This is a genomic window from Sphingomonas sp. AP4-R1, assembly GCF_013113735.1.
Taxonomy (GTDB): domain Bacteria; phylum Pseudomonadota; class Alphaproteobacteria; order Sphingomonadales; family Sphingomonadaceae; genus Sphingomonas_I.
Genome location: NZ_CP053346.1, coordinates 92,276 through 114,285, shown reverse-complemented (window position 1 = coordinate 114,285; position 22,010 = coordinate 92,276). Strand labels below are relative to the sequence as shown.

Below are 22,010 nucleotides of genomic sequence, written 5' to 3'. Positions count from 1 at the left end.
TGATAGGCGCGCGCCTTCTTCATGGCGCAGTTTGCCCTCTTCGGGCCGCGCTTCATCCCGGGACGCTCGAGAAACCTTCATGTTCGCATCCCCTGCTTATGCCCAGTCCGCCGGTGGCGCCGCCCAGGGCAGCGGCGGTTTCCTGCCGCTGCTGATCCAGATGGCGCCGCTGATCCTGATCTTCGGCATCTTCTACATCCTGCTCATCCGTCCGCAGCAGAAGCGGATGAAGGAGCAGCGCAACCTGATCGACAGCGCCAAGAAGGGCGACATCGTCGTCACCGGCGGCGGCCTGATCGGCAAGGTCGTGAAGGTGGACGGCGACGAAGTGGAGCTGGAGCTGGGCCCGAACGTGAAGGTGCGTGCGCTCAAGTCGACCTTGTCCGACGTCCGCTCGGGCTCCAAGCCCGCCAACGACTGACCGGGACAGACGCGCCGTGCTCGATTTTCCGCGCTGGAAGGTCTGGGGGATCATCCTCGTCCTGGCCGTGGGCGTATTCCTCGCCCTTCCCAGCCTCATGCCCGAATCGACCGCACGGGGCCTCGGCCTCGGTGGGATGCCGCGCATCAATCTGGGCCTCGATCTTTCGGGTGGCAGCCACCTGAAGCTGGAGGCGGATACCGCCGATCTCGCCAAGCAGAATCTGGCGAAGATGGAAGACACGATCCGCACCGAGATGCGGCGCGGCGACACCAAGATCGGCATCGGCGACATTTCCACGGCGAACGGCCGCATCTCCTTCTTCGTGCGCGACATCGCGCAGCTGGATGCGGCGGTGGAGCGTGCGCGGCAGCAGACGTCTGCGGTGGGCGTGACGGGCCAGCGCGACTGGAACGTGGCGGTGGTCGATTCGACCCGCATCGTGATGACGCAGACGCAGGCCGGCCTGGACGACGCGGTCGACAAAGCGATGCAGACCGCGACCGAAGTGGTCCGCAAGCGCATCGACGAACTCGGCACGCGCGAGCCGACGATCGTGCGCGAAGGCAAGGATCGCATCCTGGTGCAGGTGCCGGGTCTGGCCGATCCGGCGGGCCTGAAGGCGCTGCTGGGCAAGACCGCGAAGCTGGAATTCAAGCTGGTCGATCTGACCGCCGATCCCGCCGCCGTTGCCGCCAACCGCGCGCCGCCGGGCAGCCAGATCGTGCCCTATCCGGGCAATCCGGGCGGCGCGCCGCTGATCGCGGTGCAGCGCCGCGTGATCATCTCGGGCGACGATCTGATCGACGCGCAGGTGGCGAACGACCAGAATCAGCAGTCGGTCGTCTCGATCAAGTTCAACAGCGAGGGCGGGCGCAAGTTCGCGCGCGTGACGCAGGAGAATACGGGCAAGCCGTTCGCGATGATCCTCGACGGATCCGTGCTGTCCGCGCCGAACATCAACGAACCGATCCTGGGCGGCAACGCGCAGATCAGCGGCAATTTCACCGTCGACAGCGCCAACCAGCTCGCGATCGCGCTGCGTTCCGGCAAGCTGCCGGTCGCGCTGAAGGTGATCGAGGAGCGGACGGTCGGCGCACAGCTGGGCGCCGATTCGATCCATGCGGGCGTCGTCGCCTCGATCATCGCCTCGGTTGCGGTGATCGTGTTCATGCTCGTCACCTATGGTCGCTTCGGCGTCTATGCGAACCTCGCCGTGGTGCTGAACATCTTTATCATCCTCGCGGTGATGGCGATCCTGAACGCGACGCTGACGCTGCCGGGCATCGCCGGCTTCGTGCTGACGATCGGTACGGCGGTGGACGCCAACGTGCTGATCAACGAGCGCATCCGCGAGGAGCGCCGGCGCGGGCGCAACGTCGTCCAGTCGGTGGAGCTGGGCTACAAGGAAGCCAGCCGCACGATCTTCGAGGCCAATACGGTCCATGCCATTTCGGGCCTGATCATGCTGGGCCTTGGTTCCGGCCCGGTGAAGGGCTTCGCGGTGGTGCTGCTGATCGGCATCTGCACCTCGGTCTTCACCGCCGTGCTGTTCACGCGCATGCTGGTGGCCCTGTGGCTCCGCAAGGCGCGGCCAACGGAGATCACGATATGATCGGCCGATCCGTATTCCGGCGCACGCCGGAATCCAGAGCTGCGAGCGCAGCGCGTGAAGCCCTGGACTCCGGCTTTCGCCGGGGTGCGGCGGCACGAGGTAAGTTCTGATGCGCCTTCTGAAGCTTGTCCCGGACAACACCAATATCGGCTTCGTGCGCCTGCGCCACTGGGCGTTCGGGCTGACGATCCTGCTGACGGTCGCGGCCGCCGCTCTGGTGGGGCTGCGCGGGCTCAACCTCGGCGTCGATTTCGTCGGCGGCGTGATGATCGAGGCGCATTTCAAGCAGCCGCCCGTGCTGGATCAGCTGCGCGGCGAAGTGGACCGGGTGGGCGTCGGCGAGGCTGCGCTCCAGCAGTTCGGCGCCGCCGACACCGTCTCGATCCGCTTGCCGATGCCGACCTCGGCCGACGAGGGCGCGACGAACAAGATCGTCCGCGCCGTCGAGGACGATCTGGCCAAGCGCTATCCGGGCGTGAGCTTCAACCGCGCCGAGACCGTGTCCGGCAAGGTTTCGGGCGAACTGATCCGCAACGGCATGCTGGCCGTGTTCCTCGCCGTGTTCGGCATCGCGCTGTTTTCGTGGTTCCGCTACGAATGGCAGTTCGGCGTCTCCACCTTCGTCGCGATCGCGCACGATCTGCTCGTCACGCTCGGCTTCTTCGCGCTGACGCAGCTGGAGTTCGATCTGAACATCGTGGCGGCCGTGCTCACGATCATCGGCTATTCGATCAACGACAAGATCGTGATCGACGATCGCATCCGCGAGAATATGCGCAAGTACCGCCAGATGGACATGCGCGCTTTGATCGACCTTTCGGTCAACGAGACGCTGCCGCGCACCGTGATGACCTCGGTGACGATCCTGCTGGCGCTGGGCGCGATGCTGATCTTCGGTGGCCCGGTGCTGCGCGGCTTCACGGCGGCGATGATGCTGGGCGTGGTGGTCGGCACCTACAGCTCGATCTACGTGTCCAGTTCGCTGCTCATTTCGCTGGGGCTGAAGCCGCAGCCCTTCGCCGCCGCGCCCAAGAAGGGCCCGGCGAGCCGCGCCGAACGGATCAGCTAAACACCAGCCCTTCGTCATTGCGAGCGCAGCGAAGTCGAAGAACGTGCTGCGAGCGCTACCCGTAAAGCCCGTGCTTCGACTTCGCTCAGCACGAACGGATGGGCGGTGGCACCGACTTTTCTGCGAGCTTATCAGGTCCGCCGGAACGGATAGGGCGCGATCGGGCGCTGGTGCTGGCTGGGCGTGAGCGAGCGCGTGACCGGGGGCATCGCGCGATCGGGGCAATCGGGGCGCTCGCAGAAGGCGCAGGCGGGGCCGATCGTGGTGGCGGCGTGGGCGCGGAGCGGATCGGCGTGGACGATCGCCTCCATATGGCGCGCGTCACAACCTATCGCGACGATCCGGGGCGATACAGCGCCGCGCAATGCCTCGGGCGCGCGAGCCTGCGCCAGGATCAGCGTGCGGCCGCCGTCCGGGCTTTCGACCAGATCGGCCACCATCTCGCCCGGCGCCCGCAGCGCCGTCGTGCCGTTCCAGCGAGGGCAGACCCCGCCGTGGCGCGCGAAGGGATAGGCCTCGGTCAATACGAGCCGCGAGACCTGTCCGGCCGCGTCCATACGCAGCAGGAAGAAAGGGATGCCACGCGTGCCGCTGCGGTCCAGCGAGGTGAGGCGGTGCGCGAGCTGCTCGAACGACACGCCGAAGCGCGCGGCGAGCCAGCCGCAATCGTAGCGACTTTCCTCGGCCGCGGCGACGAAGCGGGCATAAGGCATCAGCAGAGCGGCGCCGGCATAATTGGCGAAGGCAATTTTCGCGAGCGTGCGGGCTTCCGTATCGGCGGGGGCGGCGCGCTCGACCTGTTCGAGGATCAGGGGCTCCAGCTCGATCAGGCAGAGCTGGTAAGCGAGCGCGAACAGGCGCGAGGGGGCGGTCAGACGATCCGCGATCATCAGGCGGCGGCGGTGGAGGTCGTAATGGCGCAGCGCCTGCGGCATCACGCTGGCGGGCACGATCCAGACGCCGATGCGGTGCGTGTCGGCCAGCCGCGTTTTCAGAGCATGGTAGAGCGAGGCGGGATCGTCGGGGAGATCGGCGGCGATCGCCTCGGCGGCGGCGTCCAGCTCGGCTAGATGGTTGCGGCGCTGCTGGAAATGATCGCGCAGCCATTCGACGGGTGACGCGGTGGCGGCGGGGGCGATGCGGTCGAGCGCCTCCGGGAGCCGGCGCAGATCGGTGAGCGCGCGGAAGAGGCGGCCGATCCCCTCGGCCACGCCGGGATGGGCGTCGGCCAGTTCGTTCAGTTCCTGGCGCGGGATGCCGAGATCGCGGACGAGGCCGTCGGCGAAGGCCGCGTGGAGATCGCCCGCCGCCGCCTCGCCCCCGCCCGCGACGAAATCGCGCATGTCGATGTCGTAGGTGTTGGCGAGGCGGACGAGCATCTGCGCGGTGAGCGGGCGCTGGTTGCGTTCGAGATGGTTGAGATAGGAGGGGCTGACGCCCAGCTCCTCGGCCATCTGCGTCTGGTTGATGCCGAGTTCGCGGCGCAGCACGCGCAGGCGCGGGCCGAGATAGAGCTTGCGATCGAGCGGCGCGGCCATGGCCGAATGTGTCACGATGTGACGTGTGACTCAAGTCGGGGTGTGACTGCTTTCCCTCGCCCTCCGTCCGTTTGGTTCGAGCTTGTCGAGAACCCTCAGGGATCGAGCCCTTCGACTGCCTGCCAAGGCAGGCGCTCAGGACAAGCCCGTATTCCGTGTCCCGGCTTCTCGACTTCGCTCGAAGCCTACCCTGTTCTCGACAAGCTCGAACCAAACGGGTGGGTGGGGATGAGGGGGAAGACCTGTCCCCCTACTTCTCCGCCCCCAGCAAAGTCTTCACCGCCACGTCCAGCTGCGCGTCGGTGCCCGCGCCGGTTTCGCCGAGCGGGCGTTCCACGGCGATGTCGACCGGCCTCGGGTGCATCTCCATGTCCTGGCCCGAAAGGGTGCGAATTCTCGCGCGGGGGACGCGGACGGTGGAGCCGTCGATCAGGGTTTCGGACCAGGTGTAGATGATCCAGCCCGCCGTGGGCTGGCCGACCACCTTGCCGAGGCCGAGCGCGCGATAGCCCTCGGTGAAATCCTCCGCGTCCGAGAGCGAGCTTTGGTTCGTGACGAGGATTGTGGGCAGGCCCAGCGCGCGCTGGCCGAGCGCCTGCCGCGCCGGGAAGGGATAGAGGCCGCGCGGCTCCATCGTCAGGTAATTGCGGCGGGAAATGGCGTCGAGGGCATAGCCGTTGACGAAGCCGCCATTGTTGTTGCGGACGTCGATCACCACGCCCTGCTTCGCCTGATTGTCCGCATCCAGATCCAGATAGAGCTGGTCGAGCGAGTCCGCGCTCATGTCCGCCATGTGGACATAGCCCAGCTTGCCGCCCGAGATGCGATCGACATAGGCGCGGCGGCGATCGACCCAGCCGCGATAGGCGAGGCCGTCGATCGTGGTGAGCGTGACGGGCTTGAGGTTGACGGTGCGGGTGCCGTTCGGCCCCGACACACCGATCGCGACACGCTGGCCGACGCTGTTTTCCAGCAGCGCGTCCAGATTGTCGTGCGCGCCGATCGCGTGGCCGTCGACGCTGACGAGACGCTCACCGGGGACGATCTTGCCCTCGATCGCTGCGGGGGAGAGGGGCACGACCTCGCTCACGACCAGACCGCGACCGGCCTCATAGGCGGCGCGATCGAAGCGCAGGCCGAGCATGCCGACGCGGCCCTGCGGCAGCGCGCCCGGCCCGCGCCGGGGGCGGTTGATGCCGCTGTGCGAGGCATTCAGATCGCCGATCATCAGGCCGATCACGCGGCGCAGCTCGTCCGGCGTGCGCGCGCCATCGACATAGGGCTGATACTGGGCGCGCAAGGCCTTCCAGTCATGGCCGTTGAAGGCGGGATCGAAGAAGTTGCGATCGAGGACGCTCCACGCTTCGTCGAACATGATCTGCTTCTCGGTCGCGAAATCCACGTCCATCTGCGCGGTGACGGCCACCACCTTGGGCGCGGGCTTTTCGAGTGGGGTGGCGATGATGCGCCCGCCGTCGAGATAGAAGAGCGTCTTGCCGTCGGCGGTGAGGCCGGCATCGGCCTTGGGACGATCGCTGGCGCTGATCTGCTGGGCGACGGGGGTTTCGGTCGCCAGCTCGTCCAGATTGTAGCTGTAGAGATTTTCCTGCCCCTTCTCGCGGGCGAGGAAGACGAGCGTCTTGCCGTCCGAGGAGACGTGCGGAAGCTCGGCGGAGAGGCCGATCGGCAGGATCGTGGCGCGATCACGCAGGCCTTCCCATACGATCTCGACCGGCGGGACGGCGGGCTTGGCCGGGGCGGCGGCGCCCTTCTTCTTCGCGGCGGCGGGCAGGGGCTTGGGCTGGGGTGTGGTGGACGGGCCCTTGTCCGGCGCCGGATCGCCGGGCGACTTGGGCTTGAACAGGTCGCGGAACGCATCCTCCCGGTAGCGGGGGACGTGGGGCAGCAGATCGATGCGGATCAGGCGGCTGTCCTCGGTGCGCTGGGCGCTGTCGATCAGCAGATATTTGCCGTCCGGGCTCCAGGCGATGCCGCCCATCTGGCCGTTGGCGAGGAAGCTGACCGGGCGCGCCGGGCCGCCCGCCGTGGCGACGACGTTCACGTTCACGAAGGAGCGGCGATCGACGAGCGGGAAGGCGATCCAGCGGCCGTCGGGCGAGAAGGTCGGGCGGGGGCCGTCGCCCTCGTCCGTGGCGAGCGTGCCGGTATAGAGGATGCGATCGGTGGCGGGTTTGCCGGGTGCGGCGAGCGTGAGCAGGTGCAGCTCGCGCGCATCCTTCACATAGGCGATCGATTTGCCGTCCGGCGCATAGACCGGGACGGTGGCGATGCCCGCGCCCGTCAGCATCGTCTCGCGATCGGCGGCGACATCATATTCGGCGACGCGGCGATCCAGTCCGCGTTCGCCGACGGTGAGGATACGGCGCGAATCGGGGGACCAGGTCAATTCGCGCTCGGCGCCGACGCTGTTCGTGATGCGCTGGGCGGTGCCGCCGTCCTTGGCGGGGGCGGCGAACACCTCGCCATGCGCGATCACCGCCACCTTCTGGCCATCGGGCGAGACGGCGAGGCGGGTGAAGGTGGCGAGGTTGAGGTGACGCTGGCCCTCGGTCGCGGGCGCGCCGCGCAACGTGATCGGCACTTCGGCGGTCTGGCCCGTGGCGGGATCGTAGCGCCAGACGGCCATGTCCCGCTCGAACAGGATCGCCTTGCCGTCCGCCGCCATCGTCGGGAAGAGCAGGCGGCCCGAGGTGAAGCGGGTCAGCTGGGTCGGCGTGCCGCCGGCTGCAGGCACTTCCCACAGATTTTCGGCGCCCGACGCGTCGCTCATATAGACGATGCTGGCGCCGCCCGGTTTCCACATCGGCCAGGCCTGCTTGGCGCCGCCGGGGAGCAGCTTGCGATAGGCGCCAGTGCCGGAGAGCGGCTTCAGCCAGATCTCGGTTTCGTCGATATGGCTGTGACCGTTGCGCCACCACTGATTGAAGCTGATGCCGCGCGCCGCCAGCGCCACAATGCTGCCGTCGGGCGAGGGGGCGGCCTGGAATTCGGAGAGATAATCCTCGCGGCTCACCTCGATCGGCGTGCCTCCGGCCGCCGAGACGCGAAAGACATCGGGCGTGCCGCCGGGATCGTTGGCGCTGGAGGCGAAGTAGAGCCACTTGCCGTCGGCGGACCAGCTGTCGAGTTCCTCGCTGGCCTCGCTCCAGGTGAGCCGCGTGACGGCGCCCGAGGCGAGATCGAGCAGGAAGATGTTCGTGCTGCCGCCGCGCGTGGAGGTGAAGGCGAGGCTTTTGCCGTCCGGCGAATAAAGCGGGCGCGCCTCGGTGGCGGCATCGGTGACGAGCAGGTGGGCGATGCCGCCGGTGGAGGGAACCTCCCAGATGTCGCCGCCGCTGGCGAAGGCGATCGTGCGGCCGTCGGGCGAGGCGGCGGGCTGGGTGAGCGCGGGCTTGCCGGGGGAGGCAGGGGGCGGTGAAGCGGAGGGCGTCTGGGCGAAAAGCGCGGCGCTGCCGAGCAGGGCGATGAGGGAAGAGGTGAGCCGGCCCGCAGTCCGCATGATGTGCCTTTCGCTAGGAGCCGCTCCAGTGCGCGGAAAGGGGGATAGAGCGCAAGGTAGCGCGCTACCCGTTCGTCTCGTTCTGCCAGTCCGTTCCGTCCTGCCCGTCATCCTGAACTTGTTTCAGGATCCATGACCTGACCGTCGCATCAGGCGCAGATCGCAGTTCATGGATGCTGAAACGAGTTCAGCATGACAGGGTAAGAAGAGAGGAGGCGATCCTCATCCCACCCCATGCGCCTTGAAGAACGCCAGCAGCTTCGGCCATGCCTCCTTCGATGCGGCCTCGTCATAGCTGGCGCGATAATCGGCGAGGAAGCCGTGCTGGGCGTCCGGATAGACGATGATCTCATCCTGCTTGCCCGCCGCCTTCAGCGCGGCGCGCATCGTGGCGACATCCTCCTGCGTGATGCCCTGATCCTTGCCGCCGTAGAAACCCAGCACCGGCGCCTTCAGCTCGGCGGCGCGCGTGGCGACCTTCTTGAGCTGGCCATACCAGGCGACGCCCGCCTTGATATCGGGATCGACCATGGCCGAGCGCCACACCACCTGTCCGCCCCAGCAGAAGCCGGTGATGCCGATCGCGCCGCGCTTGGCGAAGCTCTGCTTTTTGATCCAGTCGGTGGTGGCGCGCACGTCGCCATCCACCTGTTCGTCGCTCGCCTGATTCACGACGGCGAGGATCTCCTTGAGATCGGACTTGGCGGGCAGATCGACGCCGGAGCGGTAGAAGAAATCGGGCGCGACCGCATTGTAGCCGGCGCGTGCGAGACGGCGGCAGATGTCCTTGATCCACTCGTGAATGCCGAACACCTCGTTGACGACGAGTATCGTCGGGTGCGTGCCCTTGGCCGCCGGGCGCGCGACATAGGCCGGCAGCGGCTTTTCGGCGCCGTTGGGGATCGTCGTCCATTCGGCGATCAGGCCGTCCGACGGCGTGGTGATCGGCGCGGCTTCGGCCGAGAAGGCGGCGACCGCATAGCCCGCGAACAACAGGCCGGCCGCCGTGCGGCGCGTGACGTGGAAGTCTTCGGGGCGGTTGCCGTCGGGACGCGTCAGGGTCTGCATCGCTCTCTCCTCCTCGCTTGTGGCGGGGGGAGCTTATGCGGGAGGCGAAACGGTTTCACCTCTTTTCCCGCTCGTGCTGAGCCTGTCGAAGTACCGCCCTTCTTTCTCCGTGCAAAAGAAGAACAGTGCTTCGACAGGCTCAGCACGAACGGGGAAGAAAAGGGCGCGTCAGGTGCGGCGGCGTTTCTTCGCCCAGCGCCAGACGAGCGGGAAGATGGCGGGGCCGTCGACCAGATAGCGTTTGGCGAGGCGACGCGGATTGGAGGCGAGGCGCCACGCCCATTCCATCCCGGCCTTCTGCACCACGCGCGGCGCGCGTTTCTCATTGCCCACAAGGAAATCGACACTCGCGCCGATGCAGAGCGCGGTGCCGTGCACCTTGCCGCTGCGCCGCATCTCGAACGCGATCAGCTCCTGCTGCGGCGATCCGACCGCGATCAGCGTGACGCGTGCGGACGCCGCCGCCGCCGCGTCGATCGCGGCGGCGCGGGCGGCGGGATCGTGGAGCAGGCCCATCGGCGGGACATGCTGGACGATCGTCAGGCGCGGATACAGCTCGGCCAGTCGGGCGGCGTGGGCCGGGGTGCCGCCGATCAGGCAGATCGTGTCGCCCGCCTCCAGCCCCGTTTCGAACAGGGCCTTGGTGATGTCGCTGCCGGGCGCCACCGGCAGATCGACATTCACCATCCGGCCCAGCCGGGCGAGGACGCGGCTGTCGCACAGGCAGAGATCGGCGTGGGTATAAGCGCGGCGAAGATCGCGGCCGAGCTGGGTGAGGCGCACCATATGATCGACATTGGGCGTGATCACATAAGCGAACGGGCTTTCCGCCGATCGCGCGGCGATCCATGCGAGCGCGCCTTCGGTATCGAGGCCATCGAAGTCGAGGCCGAGAAATTCGCGTTTCGAGGCGAGATCGTCCTGGCCCATGTCGCTTACGAAGCGCCTCCCGCGCGCGCCTGCATGAGGCAGATGGAATCGTCGGCCGCGCGACACATCTGCGCGTAGAGTTTCCAGGCGTCGCCATTGTTCACCTGCCGCGCGAACAGACCCGCGACCTGCGCGGCCTCATCCGCGCGGCCCCGGCCGACGAGCCAGGCGGTGCGCGCCTTGACCACGCCGATGCTGCGCGGCGAATTGTTCTGCGCTTCGCCAAACGCGGAGGCTGCGAGCAGATCATTGCCCTGCTTCGCATAGATATCCGCGATCAGCAGCGACGCCGCCTCGTTCGAATCGTTGGCGACGACCGACTGCGCGTCGGTCAGCGCCTTGTCATATTCCTTCAACGCCACATGGGCGCGGGCGCGGGCGAGCAGGGCGACATCGTTGCCGCCATCGAAGGACAGCGCCATTTCCGCCTGATCGCGCCCTTCCTTGATCTTGCCCTGCGCGACCAGCAGGGTGGCCAGCATCGCGTGCAGGTCGACATTCAGGCCGGTGACGGGCTGGCCGGCGACGGGAGCGAGCAGGGCTCCCGCCTCGTTGAGCGCGCCCATGCGGATGAGCCGGCCGGTGAGCGCGGCCTTGGTCACGCCATTGGCGCCCGACGCCAGCTGCGCGATGCGCTTCGTCGCATCCGCGGGCGGGAGCGCCGCGATCCAGAAATCGGCCAGCGCGCCCAGCACGGAGGGATTGTTGCGATAACGGCCCAGGATATAATCGGTGACGCGATCCCGCTCGGCGATATTGCCCATCGCCTGATAGGCGCGCAGGCTTTCCAGGCGATAGCGCGGATCATCCGGGCGGAGCGTCGCGAGGCGGATGGAGATGGAGCGCACGCCCTGCAGGTCGCCGATGCTGCGATAGAGGGCCAGCAGCTGTTGGGCGAGTTCCGGATCGTCCGGGGTGATCGCCATCCGCCGTTCCAGCAGACGCGCACCTTGCGCGGCCCGCCCCGTCTTTTCCAGCACATGGGCCTTCAGCAGATAGCCCTCCTTGCCGTCGGGCGAGAGCTGGATCAGCTGATCCGCAATCTTGTCCGCATCGGCATAACGCTCTTCGTAATAGGCGATCGCGCCGGTCGCGAGCAGGCCCGCAATATCGTTGGACGACAGCGAGAGCAGGGGATCGACGATGCGCTTGGCCATCTCGAACTGGCGGCCCGCAATGTAGAGCACCGCGAGATTCTGCAGCCCCTCGATATTGCCCGGATCGAGATCGACGCCCTGCTGGAAAGCGTCCACGGCCTGCTGCGGCTGGTTCAGATCGCGCCGCACCCGGCCGAGCTTGATCCAGCGGCCGGCATCGTTGCCGTCGAAGCCCACGGCGGCATCCAGCATGGCGGCCGCGCGGACCTTGTCGCCGGCGGCGAGATAGCTGTCCGCCTTCGCCTCGGCCGCCATCGCCTTGCTCGCATTCTGGCCGCAGCCGACGACGAGGGGGGCAAGCGACAGGGCCAGCGCAATTCCGAGAGGGAATGGCGCGAATCCTCGGCGTGGCAACAAGCTGTTCATACCCTTGCGCTACAGGCCAATGCCGGACAGGGCGAGATGCAACGAGGGGGACATGCGCAAGACCATGCGGCCACCACGGTTACAATTGTTTGATCCGGAGTGTGGAGAGGCCTGCTAACGATCATCTCTGGATTTGACCCGCTCCGATTATTCCACCCATAAGGCTCGCGTTGACGCCGTTCGCAAGTCTAATTCCGTTCTCGAAAGGTGCTCGTCCATGATGATCCGTCCGGTGGCCGCTTTGGTGGGCCTTGCCGCGTTCGTGCCGGCGAGCCTGATCGCTCAGACCACACCGTCCAAATCGACATCGACGTCCACAAGTTCGGCCGCGAGCCAGCCGCCGATCACGGTGAACGCGAAGGCGCCGGGGCAGGCGAACTCCACCTATGTCATCAGCCCTGGTGATGTGCTGGACATCTATGTGTGGGGCGACGAGCGGCTGCAGCGTGCCCTGACGGTGCTGCCGGACGGGACGTTCGGCTTCCCGCTTGCCGGTACGGTGATGGCGGCCGGCCACACGACCAACGACGTGGAGAAGGAACTCTCCCGTCTGCTGGCTCCGCAATATAAGGATGTGGCCCCGCAGGTGACCGTCTCGGTCAAGCAGTCCACGGGCATGCAGATTTCGGTGATCGGCAAGGTGAAGGGCCCCGGCACCTTCTCGCCGACCCGCTACGTGACGGTGCTGGACGCGCTGGCGCTGGCGGGTGGGCCGACCGACTTCGCCGATCTCAGCAATGTCGTGATCCTGCGCAAGGCCGGCGGAAAATCGCAGGTGCTGCATGCCAAACTCGGCGGCGTGCTGAAGGGCAAGCCCGGTGAGGCGGACCTGTCCGGCGACAGCATTCCGCAGTTGCAGGCCGGCGATACGGTCGTCGTTCCGTGAGGCGCGCCTCTCTTCTCGTCGCCGCGCTGATGGCGGGCGCGGCCGGGCCGCAGGTGGCCGATGCCCAGGTGGTGACGGCCGGCGGATCCGTCACCGGCCGCATCGGCTATGGCTCCAATCCCTATCTCTCGCTGAACTCGCCCGGCGACAGCGGCGTGGCGGGCGGCGATCTGACCGCCTGGGTCCAGCGTGCGTCCGAAAATTCCACCACACGTCTGACCGGCTCGGCCGATATCGATCAGAATTTCAACTATTATGGTCGTGCCGAAAACTATCTGGCACGGCTGGAGCATCAGCAGACGATCAGCGAGCGGCTCGCCGTGACGGCGCGGCTGCGCTATCAGGATTCGATCAATCCGCGGAATTTCTTCGACAATACCAACAGCAGCAATATCGATCTGCTCTCGATCGGCCAGCGCTCGCGGACGTTCGGTGCCAATGCGAACCTCCAGTGGACCCCGTCGGCGCGCGACAGCTTCTACTTCGGCCCGCAATATTCGCGGTCGCGCTATCCGAACCAGCCCGGCAACGCATTTGATCAATATGGCCTGCAGGGCGGCTATCTGCGGCAGGTGACCGAGAAGCTGAAGGTGGGTGTCGATCTTTCCTACCAGCGGCTGAATTCGCGTGCCTTTTCCGACAGCGATTCCTATCAGGGCGGCCTGCGGCTGGTCTATGATTTCAGCCCGATCTGGCAGTTCGACGGGGGTGTCGGTCTGATCCATCAGATCAGCCGGCCCGGTGGCTCGGCCACCACGCCCGGTTTCAATGCGAGCCTGTGCGGCAAATATCCGCGCTATAGCGTCTGCATCGAAGGATCGCGTCAGAGCGCGGCCTCCGGCTTCGGCGGCCTGCGGACCGACAACCGGATCGGCGCGCACGGCAATTACGCGCTGACATCGCGATCGAGCGTCAACTTCAGCATGCTCTACGATGTTTCGCAATCGTCGGGCATTTCCACGATCCCGACGCAGAAATTCTGGGAAATCTCGGGCGGATATTCCCGGACGCTCAGCGAGCGGCTTTCGGCGGGCTTTAGCGGGCGTTATCAGTATCGTGACTATGGCAGTCTGGTCGCGGCGGGGGGAACGTCCGTGACGGGTTTTTCGGGGACTTTCGACGTGACCTACAAATTTGGGCGTATCGATTAACATGAATCCCTATCCCAATCCCGGCCCGCTGGCCTCTCTGGCCCAGCAGGGCGAAGACGAGGGCGGCTCCTCGTCTTTCCTCCAGGTGCTCCCCGTCATTCTGTGGGAAAAGCGCTGGTGGATCATCGCGCCCGGCGTGCTGGGCCTCGTCGGCGGCGTGGTGGCGGCCTTCACGATCCCCACCATGTTCGAATCGAGCGCGACGGTGCTGATCGAGAGCCAGCAATTGCCGCTGGACGTGGTGAACTCGCCCGTGACCGACGTGATCGGCCAGCGCATCGCCCGCGCGCGGGAACGCGTGCTGAGCCGGCAGGACCTGATCCGGCTGATCCGCACCAACAATCTCTATGCCGAAGAGCAACGCCATCAGGCGCTCTCCGCCATCGTCGACAAGATGCGCGACGCGACGTCGGTGGAGGCGATCGGCTCCGATATCACCGGCGCGCCGGGTGGCGCCGCCGGCCGCACGATCGCGCTGAAGATCGGCTTCTCTTATGCCGATCCGGTCAAGGCGCAGATCGTCGCGCAGCAATATGTGAACCGCTTCCTGGAAGTGGACGCGAGCTCGCAGACGGATCAGGCGGTGGGCGCCGCGAACTTCCTCAATCAGCAGGGTTCGCAGATCCAGGCGCAGATCTCGGCGATCGAAAGCCAGATCACGAAGATCAAATCCGAAAACGGCCCGCTGCTGGCGCTGCAGTCGCAGGCCACCGGCAATCCGGCGGCGGATGCCGGCCGCATCGATGCCGAGATCATCGGGCTGCAGGGCGAGAATGCGCGGCTGGCGGCGCAGAGCGGCGGCGACGGAAATTCCGCCGTGCAGGCGGCGGAGATGGCGCTGGCCAATGCGCGCGCGCGCTATTCCGATACGCATCCCGACGTGATCGCGGCGCAGAACCAGCTGGACGCGGCGCGCCGGTCCGCCACCGCCACGAGCGGCGCCAGCAGCCCGATGATCAACGCGAACAACGCGCAGATCTCCTCGCTGCGCGCGGCCAAGGCGATGATCCTGTCCCAGTCCGGCGAGGTGCGCGCGGCGCAGGCGCGGGGCCCGGCACTCGCGGCCGAAGTGGATGCGCTGGAAAAGCGGGCGGATTCGCTGCGCGATCAATATCGCGACATCGGCTCCAAGGCGCAATCGGCCCAGCTTTCCGCGCGGATGCAGACGGAGCAGAAGGGCGAGCGCCTGACGCTGGCGGATCCGCCCGTCGTGCCGGATGCCCCCTACAAGCCCAATCGCCCCCTGCTGATCGCGGGCGGCCTGGTGGGCGGGCTGGGCCTCGGCGCGGCGATCGTGCTGCTGCTGGAGCTGATCCTGCGGCCGATCCGCGGCACCGAAATGCTGCGCGAGGCGGCAGGTGCGGCTCCGCTGGTCATCATTCCCGATTTCTCGCGCAAACCGAACATGATCATACGCTGGCTGGAACGGCGTAACCGGAAGCGGGCGCGGACATGAGCTACGAGGATTCCGATCGCGATGCGTTCAAGCAGATGAGCAATATCGCAGAGGGTGTCGCGACGCCGCTTTATGGCGACGAAACCGAATTTCCGCGCCTGGAAGTGGATGCGGACGGGCTCGGCCAGCGCTTCGTGTTCGGCTTTCGCGGCGGCGATCAGCGCGCCCGGCCGTTCAAGCTGCTTCGCACGCGCATCGCCAAGATGGCGGCCGACGACGGCGTGAAACTGATCGGCGTGACGTCGGCCGCGCCGAACGTGGGCAAGACGTTCGTCGCCGCCAATCTCGCCGCCGCGCTGTCGAGGCTGGTCGACACGCATGTGTGCGCGATCGATCTGGACATGCATCGCCCGGCGCTGGGGCCGCGCTTCGGCGTGCCCGACGGCGACGGTATCCACGATTTCCTGACGGGCGACGTGGCGGATATCCGCGCGGTGGGCCGTCAGGTGAACGAGGAGCGGCTGGTCGTCATCCCCGGCTATCGGCGCAACGTCGCGACGGGCGAATTGCTGTCCGGCCCGCGCGGAGACGCGCTGTTCGCAGGGCTGCGCGCGCTGCCGGCCGGTACGCTGGTGATCGTCGATATGCCGCCGATCTTCGCGGATGACGATGCCGTGATCATCTCCAACCGGATCGATGGCTATCTGCTGGTGGTGGAGGATGGCCGCACGACCAAGAAACAGGTCGAGGAAACGATCCGCATGCTGTCGCCGGCGCCGATGCTGGGCACAGTGCTGAACCGCTATCATCGCCGCATCTTCAGCGACGATTACGGTTATGGCGCAAGCTACGGCTACGGTGCCTATTACTGACCCCGGATCGGCGGATGCCGGAACCGGCCGAAGGCAAAAAAATGGCGGGCCGCGATGAGCGGTCCGCCATTTTTCGTTCATCCCTCGTGGTGGGCTGCGGCGGCTCCGAAGATCCCCCGCAGCCCCGCGTCATCAGGGATTCGTGGGAGCGCCCGGCGCGGCGGCGGGCGCCGTCGGTGTGGCCGAGGGCGGCGTGGGCGCGCTCGGCTTGGCGGGCGCGGCGAAGCCGTTCTGATAGGTGATCTTCGCGCCGGACTTCAGCGCTTCGATCTGCTTGGTCAGCAGCTGGCCGAATTTCTCCTGACGCCAGGCGTTGACGGCGGCCGGCTTCGCCTTGGTCTCGTCGATCGAGATCGGCTTGCGCGAGAGGATCACGTTGACCGTGATGAAGCCCGGCTGCGGGATCACGAACGGCTCGCCCTGGGGCAGGCCATCGATCTTCTTCATGATGTCCGTCGGCACGCTGCCGCTGTCGAGGCCGACCTGCGCGCGCTCGAACTTGATGCCCATGCCCGTGAGCGTCTGCGACACGGCATCCAGCGTATGATCCTTTTCCAGGACCTTCAGCTTCGAGACATCGGCCGGAGCGGGGAAACGGATCTGATCGAGCGAGATCTGCTCGCGCCCGGCGAAGACATTGCCGTGCTGCGCCATGAAGGTGGAGATGTCCGTGCTGCTGGGCACGGGGACGAGCGCCAGCTGCTGCTTGGCATAGAGCTGGACGAGCAGCAGCTCGTCCGCGCGGCGCTTCTGCGTCTGATATTCGGGCGTCTTGTCGATGCCCTTTTCCTCGGCGGCAGCGACGAGCAGCTTGCGCTCGATGATCCGCTGGAGAAGCTCGCGCTGCACGGTCTGCTTGTCGGCGGTCGGCGGCAGATTCGCGGCCTGAAGCTCGGCATTGATCTCCTGCAGCGTGACTTCCTTGCCGTTGACGACCGCCGCCACCTGACCGGAAGGAGCCGCCTTGCTGCAGCCCGAGAGCGTCGCCGCCGTCGCGAGCAGTCCGGCAACCGCGATGACTTTCATGTTACTCACCCTGTGCATTCCTTCTCCTGGGACAGGCACGATCATGCCTGCCCGGTGGCATTGACGATAGCTATCATGCAGCGCTTGCGCCTAACAATTGGCGACGACCGGAAGGACCGGCGGCGGCAAGCATCGCGCGGGCAAAGTCGGCCAAGGTCGCCCGGCCCGTCGTGATATTGTCGCTCACGGTGGACAGGCGGACGAGCAGCCCGTCCGGCACGGCGCCCCGCAGGTTGCTTTCCATGATCGCGATGCGCTGGCTGGTCCAGCTCGTCGGCAGCGCGTCGGCGATCCGCGTCCAGTACATCACCTGTTCGGTGCGCGTGTCCCCGGTGGCGGTGAAGGCGCGCACGGCCACGCCGTGGCCGCCGCCGATCGGCAGCGTATCCGTCACCGTCTGGCTGAGGCGGAAGCCGCTCGCCGGATAGCAGATTTCCGGCCGATGGACCTGCAGCATGCCGCCCTGGCTGCTGCCATAGGCCATGACGAGCATCACCGGCGGATATTTGTCGCTGACATATGCGCGCGACACCTGCTGATCGTAAAGCAGCCGGGCGAGCTCGTCCGGAGGCGGCAGGACGATGCCGCTCGTCGTCTCGTAGCGCCAATCCGCGATATGATCGGGCGCGAGCTTTTCGAGCCCGTCCTTGGGGATGCTGGCCAGGCGGCGGCGCGGCATCCGCGCATAGGTGCCCCCCGCCACGGCGAGACAGGCGCCCCCCACCAGCAGGTCCCGCCGCGAAACGCGCAGCGAAGGTTGCGTCGCGTGTGTGGGCTCGTCCGTCATGCTCATGCCTCGCCTGCGCCTGCCAGCCGGCGGCGGATGGGGGACGCCAGCGTATCGATCGCGAAGATACCGAGCAGGGCCACCGTGAACATCGTCATGCCCGCAAAGCCGTGGAGGAAGCCCTGCGCGGCCGCGTCGCCGAAAAAGTAGGTGATCAGGATCAGCAACAGCACGCGCACGAAATTGGCGAGGATCGCCACCGGCACGATCGCCACCATCAGCAGCGCGGCGTAGCGCCAGTTCGCATTGTGGCGGATGTAGATGTAGAACAGCCCGATCGCGGACAGGCTGATGATCGAATTGAGCCCCGAGCAGGCCGCCGCCACCAGAATATCATATTGATCGACCTGGATGATCACGCCCGTGCGCGACACCGACAGGCCGAAATGGCTGAGCAGGTTCACCGCCTCGCGCGAGATGCCGAGCTTCAGCGGCTGCGTCACGGCCGCGACGAGGGAATCCGGCGGCGGAAACAGGAAGGCGAAATAGAGGATCGGGAACCAGAGCACCCGCATCGCCTTCGCCCCGATATAGGCATAGGTGATGCACACCATCAGTGCATAGAGCGCGAAGCCCTCCATCTCGACGGTTCCGCTGATCCGGCCGAGCGCATAGGCCGCGAAACTGATCGCCATGCCGATCGTGGCGAGCGCGGGAGAGCCGGCGGTGGCCAGCGGCAGGAAGGCCGGCCGCATGCGCAGCACCAGCCACACGCCCGTCGCCAGCACCACGGGGCCATGCGCGCCCTGCTCCGTGGACCAGGAATCCCGCGCGACCGACCCGAGCGTCGGGAGGATCATCGCGGCCAGGCCGAGGATCAGCAGCCAGTGCGCACTGGCGAAGGCCGCCACGGCGCGGCCGCTCGCCGGCGCTTTGGTGGAGGAGATGTCAGTCACGGCGCGAAAGGCCGGGCGCCTGGGCCGTGATGATCATTGAGGGTGCCGTTTCATGAAATCGAGGACCGCCCGCATCTTCGGAGTCGTCGCGGACAAAGGCTGGCCCGTATAATCCTTGTGGCCATAATTGGTGCTGCTCGTTCCGTTATAGAGCACCAGCAGGCCCCCGATGCGCTTCCGGTAATCCTCGAGGAAATTGGTGTAGATATCGTACAGACGCGGATCGTGGACGACGGCCACGGAATCTTTCACCGCATCGGGCGTGAAGCCGGTCACGTCGAGCCCGCCCTCGTACGTGATGAAGCTGACCCCATATTTCGCGACGACCGCCTTCTGCGCCTCGATGGACGTGATCACCTGGTTTCCCTGATCGGGAAGGCGCGCCAGAACCTTGTCCACGCGGGCGGGGCCTGATTCCGGAATGTCCTGGATCACGCCACCGAAATAGGCCGCGATCGCATAGGCATCCACCGACTTCCAGAGGTCCTTGTGAGCCAGCAAGCCGTCCGATCTCTCCTTCCAGCCGATCTGCCCGCCCGCGACGCGCACGATCCGGGGCATCTGGCCCACGAAGACCTCATCCCAGATCTTCATCATGTCGATCACGCGATCGGCATAATAATAATCAGCCGCCTGATAGGGCTCCACGCCGGGATAGCGGGCCTTGCCGCGTTCCGCCGCATCCCTGTCCTGCTTGAAGCCGGGATTCCACACTTCGTTGGACAGTTCGACATAGGCCTTGCGGCCCGGAGCCAGATGATCGCGCACGTAGATCGCGAAATTGCGATAATATTCGGGATCGGCATCGAAGGGCAGCGTGAACCACGGATCGGCGCCGAGCTTGTTGGCGAGCGCGACCATGTTTTCGACCGCCATGCCTTTCAGCTGGCTGAAATCGGTCGGCTTGGGCCGGCCCGCCCAGGTCTGGGGCGGCGCATTGTTGGTCTGCATCCAGTCCATGAAGCGGATGATCCCGAACGGCTTCATGTCGTCGAGAAATTCGGGCGTGAACATCGCGTCGGGGACCATGCCGACCGGGATGCACGAGGCCTTCGCAAGGTTCGCACCGTCATGCTTCGCCGTCAGCTTCACGACGACGAGATTACCCTCGATGCCCGGCGGGACGGTGAGCTTGAAATTCTCGTCCCCGCCGCTGATGGTGCCGCTGAAGCGGATACCGGGCGTCCAGCCGGGCGAAATGCTGCACCGATAATCCCCGCTCTTCCAGATGGCAGAGATTTGTAGCAGCAGCCAGATTTCCTTGCCCTTCGGCACATCGACCGGATGTCCGCTGGCATCGACCTTCACGTCTAGCGGCTTGTGGTCCACGCCTTCCAGCAGGCCATTATTCTGGACGAGATCGGCGAAGATCCATTCCTGGCTGTAATATTGCCCCTGACCGAGATTCATGCCGACGACGGTGGGCTGGATGGTGATGGGGCGTGCCGGGGGAAGCGCGGCCGGCTTGGCCGATGGAGAAGTGTGCTGCGCGGCTGCGAGGGCGAGCAAGGCCGCACCGCCGATCACTGCTGCACCCGTGGCCATCCGTTTCATTCCTTTTCGCCCGATCACCGATGCACCTTCCCGACTCCGTGGTCCGCCGCAAGCTATTTGGCGGCAACCGTCAGCATCGCGCCTTCGGTGGAACTGCCGGAGCCGGTATCAGCGCGGCCGATTGACGTCGGCCCCGCCGCCGGAAACACACGGCGCGGGGGTCGCGCCCCGGACAATGCCGCGCCGACCGCGAGTATCGAGAAGTATATCATCACCGCGCGCCCGCCGAAGCCGGCCGTGCCGGCGGCCACCGCATAATAGATCGACACGGCGGCGACCACCGCGCCGGCCTCGCGGCCATAGGCTATTCGATTCAGTCTGTGACGGATCCCGACCATCTTGATCGCCGGAAGAAGGAATCCCATCAGGAACGCGATCATGCCGATGATGCCCGTGGTGAGGCCATACCAGATGTAGGCGTTGACGAAATCGACGATGCCTTCACCCTGTTTCAGATCCGAAAGCGACAGCACTGCCTGACCCGGATTAACCCCGGAGATCGGATGCTTGCGGATCTCTTCCCAACCCCGCGTGATCAGCAGCTTTCGATAGTCGGTCGTCTCGGCGGCATCCCCCGCAATGCCGATTCTGGTCGCCATGCTGTGCGAGAATTGCGCGATGCCAACCATCGCGACGGCGGCCGCCGCGATCAATGCGACGTTGCGGAACAGGCTCCGGTAATTCTTGCGGAACAGATCGTAGACCAGCAATCCGACGACCAGACCCAGCAGGGCCGACCGGGTATTCGCCATATAGATTCCGACAAAGATGACGAAAAAGGCGAACAGCTGATATTTCCGTGCGCGAAATGCGCCCCGGGCGGGCAACAGGCAGAGCAATGCGGTGCAGAGGAAACCGCCGAAAGCCGTGGCGTCGGCGAAAGAGGCCGTCGCGCGCAGCACGCCGCCGCGAGAATGCGAATAGGCGCTGATGGTTTCCATAATGCCCAGCCGATGCGTGATGGTGGTGTAGAGCAGCACCGTCCGCTTGGCTTCGTAAATGGCGATTCCGGAGAGCGTGAACCCGACAAATCCCATCGCCAGCAGCAGTCGCCGAAAATCCTCCGGCCGACCAAGCGACCGGCTGATCACGAAATAGGGGATGAGATACGAGGCGATGACGTCCGTCTCCACCCGCAACGTGTTCGTGAAATTGTTGCCCCGGGCCTGGATGACCTGCAGCGCCAGGAACAGCACGAACGGCAGATCGAAGCGCCTGCCAATCTCTTCATTCTTGACCGGCGGCAGCATGGCATAGGCGATGGCCGCCCCGATCCCGGCTACGAGCCATTTGCTGATGTTGAGCAGATAAAGCGAGCCGACCACCATCGGCTGGTCGAGATCCGGGAGCGATGTCGCCACGACCAGATACAGCGCCGGAATATCGCCTCGCTTGCGGGCCATCGCCGGAATGATCGCGAGCAGCGCCAGATAGACGATCCATTTGCTCGGCATCAGCATCGCGAATGCGAAAAAGCCGATCATGATCGGGAGCAGGCGCCTGCGCACCCACAGCGCATCCTGTCTGTTCAGCAAAAATGCGAACAGATTGCCGCTGACGAACAGAATGACGGACCCTTGGAGGGCGACTGAAAGCACGCTCAGCATGACGTGTCGGGAAATTCCATCGCCAATTGCGTGCCCTTGCTAGCAGTGTCGCAGGCGCTTGGCGACATGCTTGGGATGCCGAAGCTATCCGCTCCAAATGTGAAAAAAGCTTCTCTTTGCGTCGCGATATCGGCAGATGATGACGATCACG

At 65.9% G+C, this 22,010-nt stretch carries 17 protein-coding genes; 7 read left to right on the top strand and 10 right to left on the bottom strand.

The genetic code is table 11. From position 1 onward, the window contains the following. Nucleotides 1-79: 79 nt before the first annotated feature. From yajC to secF, 3 genes are all read left to right on the top strand, one after another. Nucleotides 80-421: a preprotein translocase subunit YajC gene (yajC, locus tag HL653_RS00445; RefSeq protein WP_171742758.1), complete on the top strand. Its 342-nt coding sequence runs from the start codon at nucleotides 80-82 to the stop codon at nucleotides 419-421. 16 nt (nucleotides 422-437) lie between these two features. Continuing rightward, nucleotides 438-2,036 carry a protein translocase subunit SecD gene (secD, locus tag HL653_RS00440; protein ID WP_171742757.1) on the top strand — a complete coding sequence of 533 codons (1,599 nt, stop codon included), beginning with the start codon at nucleotides 438-440 and terminating at the stop codon, nucleotides 2,034-2,036. Between the two features lie 109 nt (nucleotides 2,037-2,145). Then, complete coding sequence (gene secF / locus HL653_RS00435; RefSeq protein ID WP_171742756.1) at nucleotides 2,146-3,105, top strand: protein translocase subunit SecF; 960 nt, start codon at nucleotides 2,146-2,148, stop codon at nucleotides 3,103-3,105. Between the two features lie 131 nt (nucleotides 3,106-3,236). Here the strand turns inward: secF and HL653_RS00430 are convergent, their stop codons facing one another. From HL653_RS00430 to HL653_RS00410, 5 genes are all read right to left on the bottom strand, one after another. Then, entirely contained in the window at nucleotides 3,237-4,643 is a 1,407-nt protein-coding gene (locus HL653_RS00430) for a short-chain fatty acyl-CoA regulator family protein (protein WP_171742755.1), read from the bottom strand. Between the two features lie 250 nt (nucleotides 4,644-4,893). Further along, nucleotides 4,894-8,163, bottom strand: coding sequence for an LpqB family beta-propeller domain-containing protein (locus HL653_RS00425; protein WP_171742754.1), 3,270 nt, complete (start codon nucleotides 8,161-8,163; stop codon nucleotides 4,894-4,896). A gap of 222 nt (nucleotides 8,164-8,385) precedes the next feature. After that, entirely contained in the window at nucleotides 8,386-9,231 is an 846-nt protein-coding gene (locus HL653_RS00420) for a dienelactone hydrolase family protein (RefSeq protein ID WP_171742753.1), read from the bottom strand. 168 nt (nucleotides 9,232-9,399) lie between these two features. Beyond that, on the bottom strand, nucleotides 9,400-10,161 hold the full coding sequence (locus tag HL653_RS00415; protein WP_171742752.1) for a WecB/TagA/CpsF family glycosyltransferase: 762 nt from the start codon (nucleotides 10,159-10,161) through the stop codon (nucleotides 9,400-9,402). A gap of 5 nt (nucleotides 10,162-10,166) precedes the next feature. After that, nucleotides 10,167-11,672, bottom strand: coding sequence for a tetratricopeptide repeat protein (locus HL653_RS00410; protein WP_171742751.1), 1,506 nt, complete (start codon nucleotides 11,670-11,672; stop codon nucleotides 10,167-10,169). A 229-nt stretch (nucleotides 11,673-11,901) separates the two neighbouring features. On the opposite strand from HL653_RS00410, the gene HL653_RS00405 reads away from it, so the two are divergent. The 4 genes from HL653_RS00405 to HL653_RS00390 are packed head-to-tail and all read left to right on the top strand — an operon-like array spanning nucleotide 11,902 to nucleotide 15,989. Next, nucleotides 11,902-12,570 carry a polysaccharide biosynthesis/export family protein gene (locus tag HL653_RS00405; protein WP_171742750.1) on the top strand — a complete coding sequence of 223 codons (669 nt, stop codon included), beginning with the start codon at nucleotides 11,902-11,904 and terminating at the stop codon, nucleotides 12,568-12,570. Then, on the top strand, nucleotides 12,567-13,721 hold the full coding sequence (locus tag HL653_RS00400; protein ID WP_171742749.1) for a hypothetical protein: 1,155 nt from the start codon (nucleotides 12,567-12,569) through the stop codon (nucleotides 13,719-13,721). Before HL653_RS00405 ends, HL653_RS00400 begins: the two co-directional genes overlap by 4 nt. A gap of 1 nt (nucleotide 13,722) precedes the next feature. Continuing rightward, nucleotides 13,723-15,177, top strand: a complete 1,455-nt coding sequence (locus tag HL653_RS00395; protein ID WP_171742748.1) for a Wzz/FepE/Etk N-terminal domain-containing protein — start codon at nucleotides 13,723-13,725, stop codon at nucleotides 15,175-15,177. Further along, a complete protein-coding gene (locus tag HL653_RS00390) occupies nucleotides 15,174-15,989 on the top strand; it encodes a CpsD/CapB family tyrosine-protein kinase (protein WP_171742747.1) in 816 nt (271 codons plus the stop codon). The genes HL653_RS00395 and HL653_RS00390 overlap by 4 nt, the downstream gene beginning before the upstream one ends. Before the next feature lie 132 nt (nucleotides 15,990-16,121). On the opposite strand, the gene HL653_RS00385 is transcribed toward HL653_RS00390, so the two are convergent. The 5 genes from HL653_RS00385 to HL653_RS00365 form a co-directional block, all read right to left on the bottom strand. Then, a complete protein-coding gene (locus HL653_RS00385; RefSeq protein WP_171742746.1) occupies nucleotides 16,122-17,024 on the bottom strand; it encodes a SurA N-terminal domain-containing protein in 903 nt (300 codons plus the stop codon). Between the two features lie 64 nt (nucleotides 17,025-17,088). Further along, nucleotides 17,089-17,808 (bottom strand): exosortase-associated protein EpsI, V-type, encoded by a 720-nt coding sequence (epsI, locus tag HL653_RS00380; RefSeq protein ID WP_171742745.1) that lies wholly within the window; start codon nucleotides 17,806-17,808, stop codon nucleotides 17,089-17,091. Continuing rightward, the gene (xrtV, locus tag HL653_RS00375) at nucleotides 17,805-18,698 is read right to left on the bottom strand and encodes an exosortase V (RefSeq protein ID WP_171742744.1); all 894 of its coding nucleotides are present in this window, start codon (nucleotides 18,696-18,698) and stop codon (nucleotides 17,805-17,807) included. The genes epsI and xrtV overlap by 4 nt, the downstream gene beginning before the upstream one ends. A 33-nt stretch (nucleotides 18,699-18,731) precedes the next feature. Beyond that, entirely contained in the window at nucleotides 18,732-20,243 is a 1,512-nt protein-coding gene (locus tag HL653_RS00370) for a hypothetical protein (RefSeq protein ID WP_171742743.1), read from the bottom strand. 62 nt (nucleotides 20,244-20,305) lie between these two features. Then, a complete protein-coding gene (locus HL653_RS00365) occupies nucleotides 20,306-21,859 on the bottom strand; it encodes an O-antigen ligase (RefSeq protein WP_171742742.1) in 1,554 nt (517 codons plus the stop codon). Nucleotides 21,860-22,010: the final 151 nt, after the last annotated feature.

Bases quoted from the DNA above. Each gene is read 5' to 3' on its own strand.
- yajC (WP_171742758.1), top strand. From the start codon at position 80: ATGTTCGCATCCCCTGCTTATGCCCAGTCCGCCGGTGGCGCCGCCCAG.
- secF (WP_171742756.1), top strand. From the start codon at position 2,146: ATGCGCCTTCTGAAGCTTGTCCCGGACAACACCAATATCGGCTTCGTG.
- HL653_RS00430 (WP_171742755.1), bottom strand. From the start codon at position 4,643: ATGGCCGCGCCGCTCGATCGCAAGCTCTATCTCGGCCCGCGCCTGCGC.
- HL653_RS00425 (WP_171742754.1), bottom strand. From the start codon at position 8,163: ATGCGGACTGCGGGCCGGCTCACCTCTTCCCTCATCGCCCTGCTCGGC.
- HL653_RS00420 (WP_171742753.1), bottom strand. From the start codon at position 9,231: ATGCAGACCCTGACGCGTCCCGACGGCAACCGCCCCGAAGACTTCCAC.
- HL653_RS00415 (WP_171742752.1), bottom strand. From the start codon at position 10,161: ATGGGCCAGGACGATCTCGCCTCGAAACGCGAATTTCTCGGCCTCGAC.
- HL653_RS00405 (WP_171742750.1), top strand. From the start codon at position 11,902: ATGATGATCCGTCCGGTGGCCGCTTTGGTGGGCCTTGCCGCGTTCGTG.
- HL653_RS00395 (WP_171742748.1), top strand. From the start codon at position 13,723: ATGAATCCCTATCCCAATCCCGGCCCGCTGGCCTCTCTGGCCCAGCAG.
- HL653_RS00390 (WP_171742747.1), top strand. From the start codon at position 15,174: ATGAGCTACGAGGATTCCGATCGCGATGCGTTCAAGCAGATGAGCAAT.
- epsI (WP_171742745.1), bottom strand. From the start codon at position 17,808: ATGAGCATGACGGACGAGCCCACACACGCGACGCAACCTTCGCTGCGC.
- HL653_RS00370 (WP_171742743.1), bottom strand. From the start codon at position 20,243: ATGGCCACGGGTGCAGCAGTGATCGGCGGTGCGGCCTTGCTCGCCCTC.
- HL653_RS00365 (WP_171742742.1), bottom strand. From the start codon at position 21,859: ATGCTGAGCGTGCTTTCAGTCGCCCTCCAAGGGTCCGTCATTCTGTTC.